At 62.1% G+C, this 17,439-nt stretch carries 14 protein-coding genes; 1 reads left to right on the forward strand and 13 read right to left on the reverse strand.

The genetic code is table 11. The features are described 5' to 3' along the window. Positions 1–25 precede the first annotated feature (25 nt). Genes AB4O12_RS04915 through AB4O12_RS04975 form a run of 13 tightly spaced genes read right to left on the reverse strand, consistent with a single transcriptional unit; the run spans position 26 to position 15,251 of the window. Entirely contained in the window at positions 26–1,945 is a 1,920-nt protein-coding gene (locus AB4O12_RS04915; protein ID WP_460060549.1) for a hypothetical protein, read from the reverse strand. Further along, on the reverse strand, positions 1,942–3,246 hold the full coding sequence (locus AB4O12_RS04920) for an oligosaccharide flippase family protein (protein ID WP_460060551.1): 1,305 nt from the start codon (positions 3,244–3,246) through the stop codon (positions 1,942–1,944). The genes AB4O12_RS04915 and AB4O12_RS04920 overlap by 4 nt, the downstream gene beginning before the upstream one ends. Next, entirely contained in the window at positions 3,243–4,244 is a 1,002-nt protein-coding gene (locus tag AB4O12_RS04925; protein WP_041478593.1) for a polysaccharide deacetylase family protein, read from the reverse strand. Before AB4O12_RS04925 ends, AB4O12_RS04920 begins: the two co-directional genes overlap by 4 nt. A gap of 13 nt (positions 4,245–4,257) precedes the next feature. Beyond that, the gene (locus AB4O12_RS04930; protein WP_041478594.1) at positions 4,258–5,394 is read right to left on the reverse strand and encodes a glycosyltransferase family 2 protein; all 1,137 of its coding nucleotides are present in this window, start codon (positions 5,392–5,394) and stop codon (positions 4,258–4,260) included. Further along, positions 5,387–6,355, reverse strand: a complete 969-nt coding sequence (locus tag AB4O12_RS04935; RefSeq protein WP_150635725.1) for a glycosyltransferase family 2 protein — start codon at positions 6,353–6,355, stop codon at positions 5,387–5,389. The genes AB4O12_RS04930 and AB4O12_RS04935 overlap by 8 nt, the downstream gene beginning before the upstream one ends. Continuing rightward, a complete protein-coding gene (locus AB4O12_RS04940; RefSeq protein ID WP_460060554.1) occupies positions 6,352–7,722 on the reverse strand; it encodes an O-antigen ligase family protein in 1,371 nt (456 codons plus the stop codon). The genes AB4O12_RS04935 and AB4O12_RS04940 overlap by 4 nt, the downstream gene beginning before the upstream one ends. Beyond that, on the reverse strand, positions 7,719–8,810 hold the full coding sequence (locus AB4O12_RS04945) for a glycosyltransferase family 4 protein (RefSeq protein WP_122751100.1): 1,092 nt from the start codon (positions 8,808–8,810) through the stop codon (positions 7,719–7,721). Before AB4O12_RS04945 ends, AB4O12_RS04940 begins: the two co-directional genes overlap by 4 nt. Next, on the reverse strand, positions 8,807–10,399 hold the full coding sequence (locus AB4O12_RS04950) for a GumC family protein (RefSeq protein ID WP_095179535.1): 1,593 nt from the start codon (positions 10,397–10,399) through the stop codon (positions 8,807–8,809). The genes AB4O12_RS04945 and AB4O12_RS04950 overlap by 4 nt, the downstream gene beginning before the upstream one ends. 16 nt (positions 10,400–10,415) lie before the next feature. Next, the gene (locus tag AB4O12_RS04955) at positions 10,416–11,438 is read right to left on the reverse strand and encodes a polysaccharide biosynthesis/export family protein (RefSeq protein ID WP_095179536.1); all 1,023 of its coding nucleotides are present in this window, start codon (positions 11,436–11,438) and stop codon (positions 10,416–10,418) included. 21 nt (positions 11,439–11,459) lie between these two features. Continuing rightward, the gene (locus AB4O12_RS04960) at positions 11,460–12,107 is read right to left on the reverse strand and encodes a CpsD/CapB family tyrosine-protein kinase (protein ID WP_024012451.1); all 648 of its coding nucleotides are present in this window, start codon (positions 12,105–12,107) and stop codon (positions 11,460–11,462) included. After that, positions 12,107–12,853, reverse strand: coding sequence for a sugar transferase (locus tag AB4O12_RS04965; protein WP_460060558.1), 747 nt, complete (start codon positions 12,851–12,853; stop codon positions 12,107–12,109). The genes AB4O12_RS04960 and AB4O12_RS04965 overlap by 1 nt, the downstream gene beginning before the upstream one ends. Positions 12,854–12,867: 14 nt before the next feature. Beyond that, complete coding sequence (locus tag AB4O12_RS04970) at positions 12,868–13,902, reverse strand: NAD-dependent epimerase (RefSeq protein ID WP_041478601.1); 1,035 nt, start codon at positions 13,900–13,902, stop codon at positions 12,868–12,870. Further along, a complete protein-coding gene (locus AB4O12_RS04975; protein WP_056784540.1) occupies positions 13,899–15,251 on the reverse strand; it encodes a UDP-glucose dehydrogenase family protein in 1,353 nt (450 codons plus the stop codon). Before AB4O12_RS04975 ends, AB4O12_RS04970 begins: the two co-directional genes overlap by 4 nt. 389 nt (positions 15,252–15,640) lie before the next feature. Here AB4O12_RS04975 and AB4O12_RS04980 point away from each other — a divergent pair, with 389 nt between their 5' ends. Then, positions 15,641–17,338, forward strand: a complete 1,698-nt coding sequence (locus tag AB4O12_RS04980; RefSeq protein ID WP_460060562.1) for a sulfatase-like hydrolase/transferase — start codon at positions 15,641–15,643, stop codon at positions 17,336–17,338. The last annotated feature ends 101 nt before the right edge of the window (positions 17,339–17,439 follow it).

A 17,439-nucleotide genomic window follows, 5' to 3' on the forward strand; every position in this document is an offset into this window, starting at 1 on the left:
GCGCGGCAGAGCATCGAAGGGCGGCTCATGAAGCGCTCCAGCGCAGGGCAAACAGGGTTTGCCCCGGCAGTTCGAAACGCACGCGCCCGTTGTCGCAGGCAAACGGTGCGTCGCGGCTGCGATTGTCGGCGCCGAAGTAACGCAGGGCGCCATGGTTGAGCGGGCATCGGGCGCCGCTCAGATCGACGCGTTGCAGGCGCGTACCTTTGTTCACTCCGAGCAACGTGCGCTGCTCGTCGCCGGCCATCGCCAGCACATCCACCTCAAAGGCATCGTTGTCCAGTTGCAGCACCTGGTGCAGCCAGTGGCGGGCGATGAATTGCTGGGCCAGGCCGACCGGTTTCAGCTCGAAGCGATCGTCGTCCAACACGCGCAACATGCCTTTGGGGTAATGCGGTTCGTCAGCGGCCTGAAACCAGTTGAGCATGCTCAGCAAACCGTCCTGCGAGGCGTTGATCACCACCGACGCCCACCACAGCGAGGTGTAGTGGGTTTCCTGATCGTAGGGGCTGAGGCTGGAGCCGCTGGACAGGTTGGTCTGATCGAGAAGCAAGGCCTTGCGCGGCTGACCATTGGCGTCGCGGCCGACCAGTTCGGCGGCACGGCGTACGCTGTCGCGGTAGACGCGGGTGGCGAGCAGATCGCGAATCATCCATTCATGCCAGGCCAGTGCATCGACCTGATCGGCTGACTCGCTGAGCAGGCGCCGTGCCCAATCGATTCCGCGCTTGTCCGCCGCGTTATCGGCGAACGGGCCGTTGACCAGTCGCGAACTGGCCGGCATGGCGATGCGCACACCGGCGCGGGCATTCGCCGGGTCGCTGCGCACCTGACGGGCCATGCTGGTGAAAATCGCCTGATATTGCCCGTAGCTGGAATAGTTGAGATTGGGTTCGTCGGCAAAGCCGATGTAGTGCATGCCGTTGCCGCCCAGCGCGCGGGTGCTCGCCAGCCAGGCGTCGAGGCCGCTGTTGCTCTGCACGTCGGCGCGCAGATCGGCCTGGCGCTGACTGCCGGCCAGCAGGGTGATGTCGTTGCGAATGCCGAAGCGCTGCTGATAGACCCGGCGGAATGCGTCTTCGAATTGCGGATTCTGCGCCGTGACGTCGACGAAACTGTAATAGCTCGCCGCCGTCGGCTTCAGCGCATCGAGCAGCGCGTGGCTGGCTGCGGGCGGCATCACATAGGGCAGGGCGATACCGAGATCCGGCGTGCGCCCGAGGACTTTGTCATGCAGCACCAGCCGGACATCTCCGACCTCTTCGCGCAGCGGTTGCAGTTGCTGCGGATTCTGCGCAAACAGATTAGCCGTGCCATCAAGCCAGAACGCCGCTTTGCCGCTGCCCTGCAGTTGCAGGCGCCAGACCTGCTCGCGGGGGCTGACTGGCAACGCGACCTGATCGAACTGCCAATAGGCGCGATAGGGCTTTAGTGCGAGAGTCAGCGCCTGGTGGTCGCCGATCCGCTGCGCCTGTAGCGCGGTGACGCCGCCGTGAAACTTGCCGGCGAGCACTGCATGCTCACCGGCCGCGACTTTGAAATACAGCACGTCGCCATTTTTGCTTTCGGCACTGAAGTGCACTTTGGCCGGGGCAAACAGGGCAACGGTGCGTTCATCGTGTTCGATGCGGTAGTGGCGGAAGCTGTAGCCGGGAATTTCCAGTCGATAACTCGCCGCGCCGGGCAGCAGCGGCCAGGTCTGGCTGCCACGGGTTTCGCTGGCCTTGATCAAGCGTTCGCCGAGCAATTTGCCGCGACCGTCGAGCAGGTACAGTTGCTCTTCGTTGGCATCCGCTTGCCACGCCGGGGTCCAGCGCACGGTCACGCTGTCAGGCTGATCGGTTTGCAGAAACAGACTGCCGTCACGAATTTCGCCCCAGCGCATCGACGCCGCCAAAGCGTCCAGCGACAGGCCGAGACCGAACAGCAGGTACCAGCCTTTCATGCGGGCTTCCTCTGCAGCATCGACCACATCGGCAGCACGTCGCGGGGCAGGATGATCAGGGTTTGCCAGAACGGCACAGCGCTCAAACGGCAATACAGCACGAGCATGGCCACGGTCACCGCCAGATAGGCGATCGATGATGCGGCGGCGGCGCCGACGATGCCGTAGGCCGGAATCAGCACCAGGTTCAGCGCCAGATTGAGCAGCGCGCCCAGGCCCATCAACAACGACACCGAGCCGGGGCGATTCTTGCCCAGCAAGTCCAGGCGCAGAATGCTCGCGTAGCACAGACCCAACAGCCCCGGCAGCAACGCCAGCAGCGCCGGGTACGCCGGTTGGTAGGCAGCGCCAAACAGGGTGACGATCAACCACTCGCCGATCACGGCCATGCTCAAACAGGCGCCGAGCATCACCGTCGCGGTCAGGCGCAGCGCCAGCGGAGTGACCTTGTCCATGCCTTCATCCTGTTGCAGCAGGCGTTTCATCAGGGGCGTAGTCACCGCTTCGGGGACGATCAACAGCAATTCGGCAGCAGCGCTGGCCATGGCGTAATGGCCCAGCGCGGTGCTACCGAGCAGGGCGCCGATAAACAGGTAATCGGAGCGCAAAGTCACTTGCTGGAACAGCAGATCGGGATGGCTGCGCGCGCTGTAGCGCAGCAGCTCCTTCTGGCTGGCGCGATCCCATTGCAGCTGCAATGGCTGCGCCCGCTTCAACCAGACCCAACCGGCGAGCACCACCAGACTGATACCGGCCAGCCAACTGATCAGCGCTGCCTCCAACGCCGCGCTCTGCCACATCCAGAACAGTGCGACGAACAGCAACAGCGGCGCCAGCGATTCGATCAGGCGCAAGACGTTGAACGCGATCACGCCACCCGAGGCGTTGTGCAGGGTCAGCAGGCCGCTTTTCAAAACGGTCAACGGCACCGCCAGCAGCAACAGCCAGGCGAGCAGGCCCAGTTGCGTGGTCACGTCCAGTTGCGTGCCAAATTCGCGTACCAGCGCCACCACCAGCAAAGTCAGCAAACCGGCCAGCAGACAGCCGAACACCAGCACCTGACTGAGCAGCAAACCCATCGGCCGCTGCTTGGCCGCCTGATAACCGACCGCCGAATTCAAACCGCCGCTGGTGGCCGCGCTGATCAGGTCAGGCAGGGTGCTGAGCAGGGCGAACAGGCCGCGTTCGCTGGGGCCGAGAATCCGCGCGAGCAAGACGTTGCGCAGCAAACGCAAGGCGATCATCGCCAGCTTGGTGCCCATGCTCAACGCGAGGTGCTTGAGGTAGTTGCCTCGGCTCATGGCCGCGCTCCCCGGTAGATCCGCCAAGACAGCAATTGCGGATGGCGCGCGGTGCGCTGGCTGACGCCGAAACGCGGCAGGTTCAGCGGATCGCCGTCGCCGCGATAGATCCCGGTGCCGGTGCCCAGCGCAAACGGGTAATCGTGGTCCGCGACCTGCTGGCGAACGCGATCATCGTTGTCGCCGTTGGGGTAGCAATAGACCGGTAGAGGTCGGTTGCAGCCGTTGTTCAATGCGTCGCGGCTGCGGCGGATTTCTTCGCTCAGGCGCGCATCATCGAGACCGGTGAGGATTGCGTGGCTGGCGCCGTGCGGGCCGAACCGCACCAGACCGGAGGCTTCCATTGCCCGCACCTGATGCCAGTCCAGTGCCTGTGGCAGCGAGTCCTTCGGGCATTCGTCGGTGAGTTCTTCCAGCTCCTGCGGAGCCAGGCTTTTCAGCCCTTGCAGGTAATGCAGCAGCGCCAGGCTGCGGCGCTCGACATCGATGTCATCAAGCAGCACCGGCAGCGGATGTTTGCGCGCATGCAGGCATTCGATCAGGTGCATGCGTGCTTTATCGCCATGGCTGCCCCATAGGGTTTCGCCAAGGCTTTCCCACCAGAAGCGCTGGCGGCTGCCGATGAAATCGGTGGAGAGGAAAATGCTCGCCGGCACCTGGTGTTTCTGCAGCAACGGGAAGGCGTTGACGGCGTTGTCACGCCAGCCATCGTCAAAGGTCAGCGCCACCCTTGGGCGTTCACTGCGCAGGGCGTTGGGCTGGAGAATTTCCATCAGCGGCACGCAGTCGAAATGCTTGCGCAGCCACACCAGCAAATGCTCGAACGCTTTCGGTCCGACGCACAGTTCATTGCGGTGCGGCAGGTCGGCGGCGCGGTCATTCGACAGCACGCGGTGCAGCATCAGAATCACCCCCGCGCCCTGCAACTGCTGACGGCCCACCGGCGAGTTGAGATAGAGCCAGCCACTGGTGCTTTTTATCAGTTGTTTGATCGCCATGGCTTCGGTCCTCTTAACGGTTCTGTTCCGGATTCCACTGGGCATACCGCTGACCGCGCAGGAACTGCCACAGGCCGAGACTCATCCCGGCGAGGGTGACCAGCAGAAACGCGGCGAGGCGGAACGGTTTCGGCAAGCGGTGTTGCGCATCCAGCAGCCCGGCAATTGCCACGCTGTAGCCGAACAGTTGCGCGATCAGGCTCAGGCGATAGAAAGCGTGCTCGTCCCACAGCCAGCAATTGCTCAGCAGCAATGGCAGCAGGAGTACCGGCGCCAGGCGGCGGATCAATTTGTGGCTGATCAACGCCAGGGAATACAGGCCATGCTTGAGCGGGTTGAGCAGCTCGCGGCGCTGGGCCAGGCTTTGCAGGCCGCCGACGGTGACGCGCTGACGGCGGCGAAACTGTTTGTCCGCCTCGTCGACGCCATGGTCGATCACTTGCGCTTCGGGCACGTAGACGATGCGCTTGCCGGCTACCGGCGCGCAGGTGCTGATAAAAAAGTCGTCATTGACCTCGGCCGGTACGTTCTGGAACAACTCGCGGCGCAGGGCGAGCAGGGCGCCGTCGGCCGAGACCATGCAACCGGTGCGGTTCTCGACCCGGCGCAACCAGCCTTCGTAATGCCGATAGAGGCTGTCGCCGATGCTCAGGCCGCCACCAGTAACCGGGATCACCATGTGCCCGGCGCAGGCGCCGACCTGTGGATCGCTCAGCGGCGCGAGCAAGTGGCCGAGGGTGTCGCGTGACCATTGGTTGTCGGCATCGGTAAACACCAGAATGTCGCCGCTGCTCAGGGCCGCGCCGGCATTCAGCGTGGCGGCTTTGCCCTGACGCGGCAGGTCAAGCACGGTGATGCGCGGATCAATCACTTTGTGCGCGCAGGCCACGGTGTCATCGGTAGAGCCGTCGCTGGCGAGAATGATCTGCAGCGTTGCCGGTTGATAATCCTGGGCCAGCAGCGTGCGCAACTTGTGCTCGATATGCCGCGCCTCGTTGTGCGCGGCGATGACGATGCTGACGTTCAGCGGCGGCGCCGGCGTGTGTCGCCACGCTGGAAACAGCGGCGCGAGGATCGTCAGCAACAGCGGGTAACCGACGTAGGCGTAGACCGGCAGCAACAGGCACATCCAGAAAATGAACTCAGCCACGGGCAGGCCTCCTTGCGTTCCATTGACACAGACTCAAAATGAACGCCGCGCCGGCCAGGTGCAGGCGCAGCCAGTGCAGGCCCCACAGTTGCAGGAGCAGAATCGGATCGCGGTGCTTGATGCTCTGGCGAACGCTCAGGACCAGACCGGGGATCACGGTCAGGGTGACCATCACCGCCGCGTGATGGGGAAAGCCGTCTAGCAGTGCGGAAATCGCCAGGAAATCGAGGATCCACACCAACAACGACAATATTGGAAAGCGCAGCAGGCGCAGGCTCATGCCATGGGTGCGCAGCAGTTGCAGATGGCTGCCCTGGCGCCACATTTCCTTGCCCATCCATTCGCGCCAGTTCATCTCGTAACCCCAGTGCAGCGCGACCTTGTCATTGACCGACAGCAGACGCGCGCCCTGTTCGTGCAGGCGCAGGGTGAATTCCTTGTCTTCGCCAGTGCGCAGGGCCTCGTTGAAACCGCCGACCTTGTCGAACCAGTCGCGACGCATCAGCAGGTTGGAACTGGGCAGCCAATCGACACTGTGGCTGACGCGGTGCGACGGCTGCGAAGTGCGCCGCTGCCAGGCCGTGGCGAACCATGGCGCCTCGGCCGGCGTATGCAGATCCAGGCCGAACACATCGGCTTGGCCACTGGCTTGGATGTCGAACAAGGGCTGCAACCAGGTTTCAGGCATTTCCACGTCGGCGTCGATGAAGGCCAGCCATTCCCCGCTGGCGATCGCCGTGCCGCGATTACGCAGCGCGCCGATCAACAGCCCCGGCAAGCTCAGCACGGTTGCGCCGAACTGCCGGGCAATCTGCGGACCCTGATCGGTCGAGCCGTTGTCGACCACGATCAGCTCGCACTCGACGTTGGCCGCGTGTGCGGCTTTCTGCGCGGCGAGCAGGGTACGGCCAATGTGCCGCGCCTCGTTGTACATCGGGATGACGATGCTGATCCGCTTCATGCCTGCGTCTCCGGGGTCAGTGGCGCCTGCTCGGCCTTGATGCGCAGGACGCTGGTCAGCGCCAGCATGATCCACACGTATTTCTGGTTCGGCGCGCTGAGGAACATCAGGAACAGGGTCAGCGACAGAAAGCTCACCCCCGGGTGGGTCATCATGTCTGCCCGATATCCGTCACCGCGCAGCATCCACGCCGCCCGAGCGCGAATCAGGTTGTACAGACCGAGCCCGAGCATGCCGACGAAGAACAGCCCGGCGGGCACGCCCAGTTCGCTGAAGATTTCCAGATAGGTGTTGTGGGCGCGTCGGTACAGGTCGCCGATCTTGCGGTTGGCAGAAAACGCCTTGGCGTAACCGGTGGTCGCGTAATGCAACGGGAAGGTCCCGGGGCCGGAGCCGAGCACCGGGTGCTCGCGGATCATCTGGCTGCCGACGACGATGTAGGAAGCACGGCGGCCGAGGGATTCGTCCTGCGCCTTGGAGCCGGCGCTGAGGATGCTCAATGACTGGATCCGCGCCATGTAACCGGCCGGCATGGCGTAGATCGCCAGCGGAATCACGATGGCCGCACCGAGCATGACGAAACCCAGGTGCCGTGGGCGGATGTGGGTCAGTTGCGCGCGGTAGTGCCAGATGCCGATGAGCAGGCTCAACGCCAATACCACCAGCCCGGAACGCGATTCGGTCTTGGTCATGCCACCGAGCAACAGCAGGCAGCAGGTGCCCCAGAACAAGCGGTGCAGCAGGTTCGGGCTGCGGATCACCAGCAGCAGACCCAGAGGAATGGCGAAGGCGATGAGCATAGCGAAGGCGTTGGGGTCTTCGAGCAGGCCGGCGGCGCGCCCCTGATCCTGAAACTTCGCCGAGAACATCGCCATGGCGCAGGTCGCGGTGACGGCGAGTGTCACCAGCCGGGCGAACAGGTCGAGGTTCAGTTCGCGGCCGATCAACAAGGTAATGACAAACAGCACCAGACCAACGCTGAGTTCGCGCAGATGCCCCAGCGACATGCCCATGTCATCGGTATTGAGCAGGCTGAGAAAATACAGAACCATGAAGCCGATCAGGCAGTGCCACAGGTTGCTGCGCAGGCGTTGCGACGGAATCTGGTGCAGCGCCAGTTGCAGCATCACGATTACCGCCAGGGAGGCGCCGAGCAACTTGCTTCCCGACACTGAACTGTCCTTGAAGAACCCTTCGAACGGCACCAGCGCGGCAATGCCGAGCAGGCCCCATGTCGGCTTGCGGTACAGGACGGTGAAACCGACCAGGCCAATCACCGCCCCCGGCGCCAGATACGGCCAGGGACTGGCCAGCAAACCGAGGCTGACCAGGGCGAACAGACTGACGATCGAGAGCGGGAAAATCATGCGCGTGTCTCCCGTGCCGTTTGGATGTACAGCTGCGACCAGCGTTCGGCCAAAGCCTTGAGGTCGTAGCGCTCCTGTTGGGTGCGTCTGGCGTTGTCGCGCAACTGCGCGGCCAGCTTCGGTTCGGCCAGCAGTGTGTCGAGCTGGCGGGCGAGGGCGGCGGTATCCGTCGGCGCCGCGAGCAGGCCGTTGTGACGGTCCTGCAGGACATCGGGAATGCCGCCGACCGCGAACGCCACCACTGGCACCCCGGCCTGCATCGCTTCGAGCAGAATCATCGGCGTGCCCTCGGTGCGCGAGCTGATCACCAGCGCATCGAGTTGTTGCCACCAGCCTTGCATCGCCGTCTGGTAGCCCGGTAGGCGAATCCGCTGCTGCAACCCGGCAGCATCGATGCGCGCCTGCAAGGCCTCGCGTTCCGGTCCGTCACCGAGCATCACCGCGTCCAGTTGCGGATGCTGGTGACACAATGCGATCAGCGCATCGAGGAACAGGTCCGGGCCTTTCTCGCTGCTCAACCGCCCGACGTAACCGGCCAGCCAGCGTTGCCGCTCTGCCAGCGACGGCATCGCTGGCGCCGCTGGTAAACCGTTGGGAATCACCTGCAACTTCTCCGTCCGTACGTTGGCCTGACGGTGCAGCACGGCGATACTTTCCGCCACGCAGACCACCCGTTTCACCGACGCCGTGCGGCACAGTTGCAGGCTGAGCCAGGTGTAGAACTTCTGCTTGCGACTGCGTGGGGTGAAGCCGTGCTGAGTGATCACCAGCGGCAGGCGCAACAGCGTGGCGCCGACCCAGCCGAACAACAGGCCTTTGAAGTTGTGGGTGTTGAGCAACGGTTTGTCGCCACGGCGCTGACGCAAGTGCCGCAACAGCTCGCCCGGCCCTGAACAAGCGCGAGCGTCCACCCCAGCCTCGCGAAAGCGCGAGATCAGCTCAGGCGGTGCGTCGAGGAACAGCACCTGATGCTGCCCCGGCGTGGCCAGGCAATGATCCAGCAACATCCGCTCGGCCCCGTAGAAGCCGCCGCTGCTGAGCAAATGAATGATCGGCAGGGCGACGATTGGGGTGGACACCGCGTTCAATTGCGCACCCAGTGAACCAGGCTCGGCATGGTCCAGTTCTTGTGCGGATTGCCCGGCTGTGACGTTTCTTCGTTGAGTACCAACAAGACCGGCAGACCCAGCTCATGGCTGATTTGCGCCGGATGCTTGAAGCGATGGTCGAAGAACTCACGCACGTAGACGAACGCGATTGCCAGCAGCAGACCGGTGAACAGCCCGAAAGGGATGATCAGCAGCGGTTTCGGGAACGCTGCCTCGGTCGGTTCGAACGGCGGGCTGAGTACCCGGGCGTTGGACAGGTCATCGTTGAGCGAGCGCGTGGTGCTGCTTTCGGCAAAACGCTGGGCATAGGTCGAGAACGCTGCGTGCAGCGCATCGATCTCGGTGTCCATCTGGCGCAGTTTGCTCTGGGTCTGCTGCAGGTCGCGGATGCGGTTCTTGAACTCGGCGATGCGCGCGGTTTTCTGCTCGATCACCTGCTTGACCACGGCCAGATCGGCGGTGCGTTCCTGGATGCGGTTGCTCACCACTTTGAGAAACTGCTGACGGGTGCGGGCGATCTGCTCGCGGGTCAACAGCATCGGTTCGCTGCCGGGCTGGAACACCGCCAGATCGTTCATGTAACGGCTGACCTGGCTGGTCAGTTGCTCGCCCATCTGTTTGATTTCCCGGTCCTCGAACGCCACGTTGTCGACGGTGGTGGTGAAGGTGTAGGGGAAGGTGTAGTCGTTGAGCTTGCTACTGCTGGCGGCGGCGAGCGCGGTTTTCAGATATTCGAGCCAGCGTTGGCTTTGCAGCAGGCGGTCCTGATACAGGTTCAGCGCCTGTTCTTCAGTGTTGATGGCGTTGAGGCGGAAGGTGATTTCCTCCTTCGGATCCGCTGCGCCGACATTTTCCAGCAGTGCTTGACGATTACCTTCCAGGCCATCGAGACGCACTTGATACTGGTGCTTTTTGGTCTCGTAGAACGACTGCGGCAAGTCGATCGATTGCAGGGCCTGACGGCTGACCAGATAGTTCTGCAGCAGGGCGCTGACAAACGTCGTGCCTTGCTGCGGATCCGGGAAGCTGTAGGTGATCGAGATCACGTTGGAACCGGGCAGGGTTTCGATTTTCAGGCTGTCGACGGCTTGCTGGGTCAGGGCGTCGAGGGTGGTGTCACGCACCGGATCGGTTTCCATGCCGAGCCCGTCGCGAAGCGGATTGATCACGTACTCGCGCAGCGGCGTCGAGACGTAGCGCTTGAACGGTTCGCCGAGCAACTTGGCGAACACCCCGGGTGGCGGGCTGTATTCGCCGTTGTCGCGCAGTTCGCTGATGGTCTGACGGATCAGCGCTGGCGAGCGGAGGATGTTGCTCTCGGTTTCCATGTCCGCCAGCGACGGCGGAATAAACGTGGCGTTGTCCACCGTGAGCGACGTGGTGGCGTCGCCCTGAGAGAGTTTTTTCGACTGCACGATGACCTGCGCGGTGATATCGAAGCTCTGTTTGAGCAGCAACGGCAGGAGCAGGGCGATGACTGCAAAGGTCAGGAAGACGCGCTTCACCAACTGCTTGTTGGCGAAGAAAATCCTGAAGAACTCATGCAGGTAGTTTTCCTTTGGGTTCATGTCGGTCACCTGTGAGTTAGTTGTCACTGTCTTTGTTGTCGACGCGGTAGCCGAAGCTGAAACCGACGCCCTGGAACAGCACCACATCAGCCAGTTGGCGGGCGAGTTCGCCGGCGCTAGCCAGTTTGGTTTTTGGCACGTAGAGCATGTCGTCCGGTTGCAGGTAGGCGATTTGCGGGGCGTCGCCGGACAGCGCTTTTTCGACGTCGTAGCGCACGGCTTTCACCTGATTGCCATTGCGCCGCATGATCACCACCGAATCCAGCCGCGCCTTGACGTTGGTACCGCGCGCCAGGGTCAGCGCCTCGAGCACCGACACCGGCCGGCGGATCGGATACGAGCCCGGTTGTGCGACTTCACCCAGCACGTAGATCTCGTTGCCTGCGGTGGACTTGAGCAGCACGTCCACGGTCATGCGGCCCGGCAGTTGCGCGTACTTTTTGTTGAGGAACGATTCCAGTTGATTGACGGTCATGCCTTGCAGCGGCACGGCGCCGATTTCCGGAAAACTCGCGTAGCCGTCAGTGCCGACGGTGATCTCGCGGCTCATGCCGGTGGCCGGGTGATTGAGGGCGCTTTTCAGGTTCTGCTCGTTGCTCAGCGGGCTGATGATCTGCACGGTAAGCTGATTGCGGTTGGGCTGGAACAGCTGTTTGCGCTGATACACGCGCTGGATTTCCTGGCGCGCTTCTTCGCTGGTCAGCCCGGCGATTTTCACCGAGGTGTTGGCGCCCGGCAGTTCGATGGTGCCGTCGGGCAGCACCAGTTGATTGCCGTTGAGCTGGCTGGCGGCGGTGAAATTCAGGCCGATCTGGTCGCCCGATTGCACGCGGTAGGCGTCCGAACCGCTGGTGCTGATATGGAAGATCACGTCCAGCACATCCTGCGGGCGCAGGGTCTGCTCGATCTTCGGCATATCGGTCGCCTGGGCGTTGGCCGGGGAGGCGGTGAGAATATTCACCGGCATGTTCTGGGTGTCGGAAGTGCTGGAGCAGCCCGCAAGCGGCAGCAACAGCAGGACAAGCATTCTGGCGTTCATGGCGTCATCCTTTGCGTTCGCTTACAGGTTTTTGTAAAGCCATTTGGGCATGTAGTACTTGCGCCGGTTGAACACGCTGCCGACCACTTTCGCCCCGGCCTGAGTCAGGCGTTGCACAGCGGCCTGGGCGACTTCCCAGCGGGTGTCTTCGGCGCGCACGACAAACACCACGCCGTCGACCTGAGTACTGATGACCAGGGTGTCGGCGGCGGAATACACCGCGTCGCCGTCGATCACCACAAAGCGGTACTGGCTGCCCAACTGGTCGAGCAACGGGCTCAGGCGCTCGGCGGTCAGGTGTTCCAGCGTGCGGATCGGCCGGCCGTTGGGCAGCACATGGAAGGGCAGGCTCGAGACCTGCACCACGCAGTCCTGCAACAGCGGCGGGTTGCCCGGGTTGAACAGCAGGTCGCGCAGGCCGCGCTCCTTGCCGAGGTTCATCTGCTGGGTGAGGTTGTTCGCCGACTGGCTGGCGTCGACCAGCAGCACCTGGCCGCTGCTCATCTGCGCCAGCTGACTGGCCAGTGCCAGAGCGCTGGTGGTGGTGCCGGCGCCGGGGTTGGCGGCGGTCAGGAACAGAATGCGCAGATCGAGATCCAGCACGGTCGAAGTCAGATTCGATTCGCTGGGGCTGGCGATGCTCAGGCTTTTATTGGTTGAACCGTCCATTAGCTTGCTCCGTGGCCGCTGAATACTTTGAAGGGGGTTTTCAACAGAATCTTCAGATCAAGCAGAAGGCTCTGCTCGGCGATGTAGCTGAGGTCCAACTCAACGCGCTGGTCGAAGTCGATGTTGCTGCGTCCGGAGATCTGCCACAGACCGGTCATACCGGGGTAGATCGCCAGACGCGCGAGGTGATTGTCCTTGTAGCGGTAAGCGTTGAACGAGGTCGGGCGAGGGCCGACCAGGCGCATGTCGCCGGTCACTACGTTGATCAGATTGGGCAGTTCGTCGAGGCTGGTGCGCCGCAGAAAACTGCCGATGCCGGTGACGCGCGGATCCTTGTCGATCTTGAAGTCGATGGCGTCGGCCCCGTGTTTGTTCAGGTGGCGCAGCGACTCTTTGAGGTCTTCGGCGTTGCTGACCATGGTGCGGAACTTGAACATGCCGAACTTGCGCCCGCGATAACCGGTGCGTTTCTGCACGAACAGCACCGGCCCCGGGCTGGTGAGCTTGATGGCCGGGGCCAGGCCCAGCAGCACTGGCGAGATCAGCACGAGAATCGTCAGCGCGCCGAGGCAGGCGACCACCCGGTTGGTCCGCGACAGCTGCCATGGGCGGCCACCATCGCGGCCGCTGAGCCAGCCGCGACCCTGACGGTGGATCGCCGCGTCGAGGCGCATGCGATGTTCCGGGTCGACGCGCTTGTCAGGGCGCATCTGTGCAATCGACACACTTCTTTCATGTCCAGTCATGGCGTCCTCCGCATTCAATCAGCCGCAAGCGGCGCACGGGCAGTGGGGTAGTAGTCGCGGAACCAGGCGATGAAGCGGCCCAGTCCTTCATCCAGTTCTATCCGGGGCTGGAATCCGGTGGCCTGGGCCAGATCGCTGGCCTCGGCGCAGGTGTTGAGCACGTCGCCCGGTTGCAGCGGCAGCAGCTCGACAATGGCTTGCCGATCGAGATGTTTTTCCATCAGCGCGAGGTAGGTTTTCAGTGCAACCGGCTGCTGCCCGCCAATGTTGAACAGACGCCACGGCGCCATGCTGCTGGCCGGGTCGGGCTGCTCGCGATCCCACTGCGGATTGGCTTGCGGTGGCTGATCGATGAGGCGTGCGATGCTTTCGATGATGTCGTCGATGTAGGTGAAATCGCGCTGGTGCTCGCCGTAATTGAACAGCTTCAGCGGCTCGCCTTCGCTGATCGCCCGGGCGAACTGGATCGGCGACATGTCCGGCCGACCCCAAGGCCCGTACACGGTGAAAAAGCGCAGGCCGGTGCAGGGAATGCCGAACAGATGGCTGTAGCTGTGCGCCATCAGTTCATTGGCTTTCTTGGTCGCGGCGTACAGCGACAGCGGATGGTTGACGCCATCCTTGACCGAGTAAGGCGTGTGTTGATTGGCGCCGTACACCGAACTCGACGAGGCGTAGATCAGGTGCTCGACCGGGTGGTGGCGGCAGCTCTCGAGAATGTTCAGGAAACCGTTGAGGTTGCTGTCCAGATACGCCCGTGGATTGTCCAGCGAATAACGCACCCCGGCCTGCGCAGCCAGATGGATCACCACTTGTGGCTGCTCGCGGGCGAACAGCGCGTCGATCGCTGAAGCGTGGGCCAGATCCACCGTGGCCAGCGGAAAATCGCCGACCTGCTCGCGCACCCACTGCACGCGGTCGTGCTTGAGTTGCGGGTCGTAGTAGTGGTTGAAATTGTCCAGGCCGACCACCGAATGCCCGTCGCGCAGCAAGCGCAGGACGCAATGGGCACCAATGAAACCGGCGGCACCGGTCACCAGAATCTTCATGGCCGCAGCCCTTCAGGGGCGATGTGGCGCAGGCCGATGCCGCTGTAATGCAGGCCGGCGGCGGCTACTTGTTCCGGGTTGTAGAGATTGCGCCCATCGATGATTACCTTCGAACGCAGCTTCTCGGCGAGCAGCTCGAAATCGACCACGCGGAAGTTTTTCCACTCGGTGCAGATCACCAGCGCGTCGGCGTCTTCGAGAGTGTCGTCGCGGGTCGCGCACAGGTGCAGGTCGTTGCGGTAGCCGTAGATGCGCCGGCACTCGGACATGGCTTCCGGATCATAAGCCTGCACGCTGGCGCCTTCGGCCCACAACGCGTCCATCAGGTAACGGCTGGGGGCTTCGCGCATGTCGTCGGTGTTCGGTTTGAACGCCAGGCCCCAGACGGCGATGGATTTGCCGGCCAGGCCTTGCGGAAACTGCGCGCGCAATTTGCTGAACAGGATGTGCCGTTGGCTGTCATTGACGTCGGTGACGCTGCGCAGCAGTTTCAGCGGCATGCCGTTGTGTTCGGCGGTGTGCAGCAAGGCCCGCAGATCCTTGGGAAAGCACGAGCCACCGAAGCCGCAGCCCGGATAGATGAAGTGATAGCCGATGCGCGGGTCGGAGCCGATGCCTTTGCGCACCGCTTCGATGTCGGCGCCGAGCAGCTCGGTGAGATTGGCCAGTTCGTTCATGAAACTGATGCGGGTGGCGAGCATCGCGTTGGCCGCGTATTTGGTCAGCTCGGCGCTGCGGTTGTCCATGAACATCAGTTTTTCGTGGTTGCGGCAGAACGGCGCGTACAGCTCGCTCATCTGCTCGCGGGCAGCGTCGTCGCGGGTGCCGATGATGATCCGGTCCGGGCGCATGCAGTCGGCGAGGGCGCTGCCTTCCTTGAGAAATTCCGGGTTGGATACCACGCGCACCTGCAGCTCGGTTTTGCCGCGCTGCAGCAATTCGCTGGTGGCCGTGGCCAGAACCTGATCGGCAGTCCCGACCGGCACTGTGGATTTGATGATCAGCGTGCGATCGGCCTCCATCAGGCCGGCGATCTGCCGGGCGACGTTGAGTACATGGCTGAGGTCGGCTGAGCCGTCTTCGTCCGCCGGGGTGCCGACGGCGATGAAAATCAGCTCGGCGTGAGTCACCGCATCACTGGCCTGGGTGCTGAACAACAAGCGCCCGGCCTTGATGTTTTCTTCAAGTGTTGCGGACAGGCCTGGTTCACTGATGGGCGGTACCGCTTGTTGCAGTTGTTTGATCTTGTTGGGATCAATATCAATGCATAAAACCCGATGACCGACATCGGCAAGTGCAGCGGCTTGTATAAGTCCGACATAGCCAGTGCCAAATACGCTCACGTCCATCTGCGCACCTCAATAAAACCAGAAAAGTTAACTACGGAATGAGATTGTTAAAGGGGTATAGCGCAGGGTTTGAAAAGCGTGTCAGCAAAATGACATGTTGCACGGGTATAACACTTGAGGCGTTTTTGGCGATTGGCCATCAAGTCATTGCTGCGATTGAATTTGTTCTTTCTTTGCAGATTTGTTCAGATTCAATTTAACCGACAGACGGTCTAAGTCCCCGAAATTAAAGGCTTTCATCCCCCCGGGTGTGTCAGATTTGAGTCACCGTTTTTTTGACGCTTTACCCGGCTATCAGTCATTTCTTGCGCTTTGATGGCCGGGTGCTAGTGTCAGGTTCTGACCGACAAAGCTTTGACAACCTCCCATTTCGGACGGCCGGTATCGCCATGTTCAAATACGCCAAGGAACTGCTTTTAGTTGCCTACTTATTGCTCTTTTCCGACTACTATCTGGACCGGTTAAATGCTATCGGGTGGGGTTTTAATGTACTTGTTTTTGGCGCGATGTTTTTGGCGCTTACTTTCGCGTTATATCTAACTGCCTATATACGTCAGACTCTTGTTCGACATGCGTTCGCATTAACGCTGTTTGTTGCGGCGGTTTTTTTCGATGTCTATACCCGGGTCACGGCGGATTACCTGAGGTACAGCGATTTTGTCTCGCTGGTGTACTCCGGCGGCTTCATTCAGGAAGCGGCCTATCAGTACCGCGACGCGATCCTGCGCGCGCTGCTCAGTGGCTTGCTGCTGTTATTCGGCATCGGACTCAAGCCGCGTCATGCGCTGTTCATACCCAACACGTTGCGGGTAGCGGCTCCGGTCATCGGCGTGTTGATGCTCAGCGCTTTGCTGTTTTTACGTGCGGGTGAGGGCGCACGTGGTCTGCCGATCATGTACACGCCGCTGGCCTACCTGAACCTGTTTGCCTATGAAGCGTTGCACGATACTGTCGGCCCCCGTGAAGCGGTGACGCTCGCGCGCGCCGCGCCTGCCATCAGCCACGATATCGTGCTGATCATCGACGAAAGCATTTCCGGCAATTACCTCGACATCAACGCGCCGTTCGGCGTGCACAGCAACCTCAAGCAAGCGCCGGCCGGGGTCGATGTCTTCAACTTCGGTTATGCCGCGTCCATTGCCAACTGCAGCGCCGACACCAACGTCACCTTGCGCTACGGCGGCACCCGCGCCGATTACAGGCGCATCAACAGCACGTTGCCGTCGATCTGGCAGTACGCGAAGAAGGCCGGGCTCGGCACGGTCTACATCGACGCTCAGCGCACGGCCGGCAATTTGCAGAACCTGATGACCGCCGCCGAGAAAAACGACATCGACAGTTTCGTGCAATTCGACCAGACCAGCGTGCGCGACCGCGATATGGCGGCAGCGGCGAAGCTGATCGAATTGCTCAATGACGATCGCCCCGAGCTGATCGTGATCAATAAGGTCGGCGCGCATTTTCCGGTGCATGACAAATACCCGGACGCGTTCATGGCCTACCGGCCGACGCTGCCGCGCGGGCAGTTCACCGAAGTCGCCGACACTGGCGAACGCCCCGGTTTCAATGGCCAGCCGGATGACTGGGTGCTGTATCGCAACGCCTACAAGAACACGCTGTTGTGGAACGTTGGCGAGTTCTTCGCCCGGGTGTTTGCCCATGCCAATCTGGACAATGCGCTGCTGATCTATACCTCCGATCATGGCCAGGATCTGCATGAGCGCGGCAACCCGGGCTTGAATACCCACTGCGGCGGCGACCCGGTGGAAGAGGAGGGGCTGGTGCCGCTGGTGGTGATTCAGGGCCGTGGATTGCAGACGCCGGACTGGGCGGCGAATCTGCCGGCAAACAAGGACCGCTCCAGCCACTACAACATCTTCCCGACGCTGTTGCAGGTGATGGGTTATGACCTTGCGGGGATTGAAGCGGTATATGGCAAACCGCTGAGCGTGCCGACGGCGGATGAGTTCACTTTCAACTACCGCTTCAATGCGCGCTTGGGTGCCAAGCCTGAGTGGAAGCATATCGATCTGGGCAGCATCGTCACCCCTGAGCGGGCACCGGCGAGTGTGGCTGCGGGGCAGTGAGTTTTGGGTTGCTCGGGCGGGCCTCTTCGCTGGCAAGCCAGCTCCCACAGGGTTCGAGGTTGTTCACAAATCCTGTGTCAGCACTGGCCTCTGTGGGAGCT

This window comes from Pseudomonas sp. S2_A05 (genome assembly GCF_054668485.1).

Bases quoted from the DNA above. Each gene is read 5' to 3' on its own strand.
- AB4O12_RS04915 (WP_460060549.1), bottom strand. From the start codon at position 1,945: ATGAAAGGCTGGTACCTGCTGTTCGGTCTCGGCCTGTCGCTGGACGCT.
- AB4O12_RS04975 (WP_056784540.1), bottom strand. From the start codon at position 15,251: ATGGACGTGAGCGTATTTGGCACTGGCTATGTCGGACTTATACAAGCC.
- AB4O12_RS04980 (WP_460060562.1), top strand. From the start codon at position 15,641: ATGTTCAAATACGCCAAGGAACTGCTTTTAGTTGCCTACTTATTGCTC.
- AB4O12_RS04955 (WP_095179536.1), bottom strand. From the start codon at position 11,438: ATGAACGCCAGAATGCTTGTCCTGCTGTTGCTGCCGCTTGCGGGCTGC.
- AB4O12_RS04970 (WP_041478601.1), bottom strand. From the start codon at position 13,902: ATGAAGATTCTGGTGACCGGTGCCGCCGGTTTCATTGGTGCCCATTGC.
- AB4O12_RS04935 (WP_150635725.1), bottom strand. From the start codon at position 6,355: ATGAAGCGGATCAGCATCGTCATCCCGATGTACAACGAGGCGCGGCAC.
- AB4O12_RS04925 (WP_041478593.1), bottom strand. From the start codon at position 4,244: ATGGCGATCAAACAACTGATAAAAAGCACCAGTGGCTGGCTCTATCTC.
- AB4O12_RS04920 (WP_460060551.1), bottom strand. From the start codon at position 3,246: ATGAGCCGAGGCAACTACCTCAAGCACCTCGCGTTGAGCATGGGCACC.
- AB4O12_RS04950 (WP_095179535.1), bottom strand. From the start codon at position 10,399: ATGAACCCAAAGGAAAACTACCTGCATGAGTTCTTCAGGATTTTCTTC.
- AB4O12_RS04960 (WP_024012451.1), bottom strand. From the start codon at position 12,107: ATGGACGGTTCAACCAATAAAAGCCTGAGCATCGCCAGCCCCAGCGAA.
- AB4O12_RS04965 (WP_460060558.1), bottom strand. From the start codon at position 12,853: ATGACTGGACATGAAAGAAGTGTGTCGATTGCACAGATGCGCCCTGAC.
- AB4O12_RS04940 (WP_460060554.1), bottom strand. From the start codon at position 7,722: ATGATTTTCCCGCTCTCGATCGTCAGTCTGTTCGCCCTGGTCAGCCTC.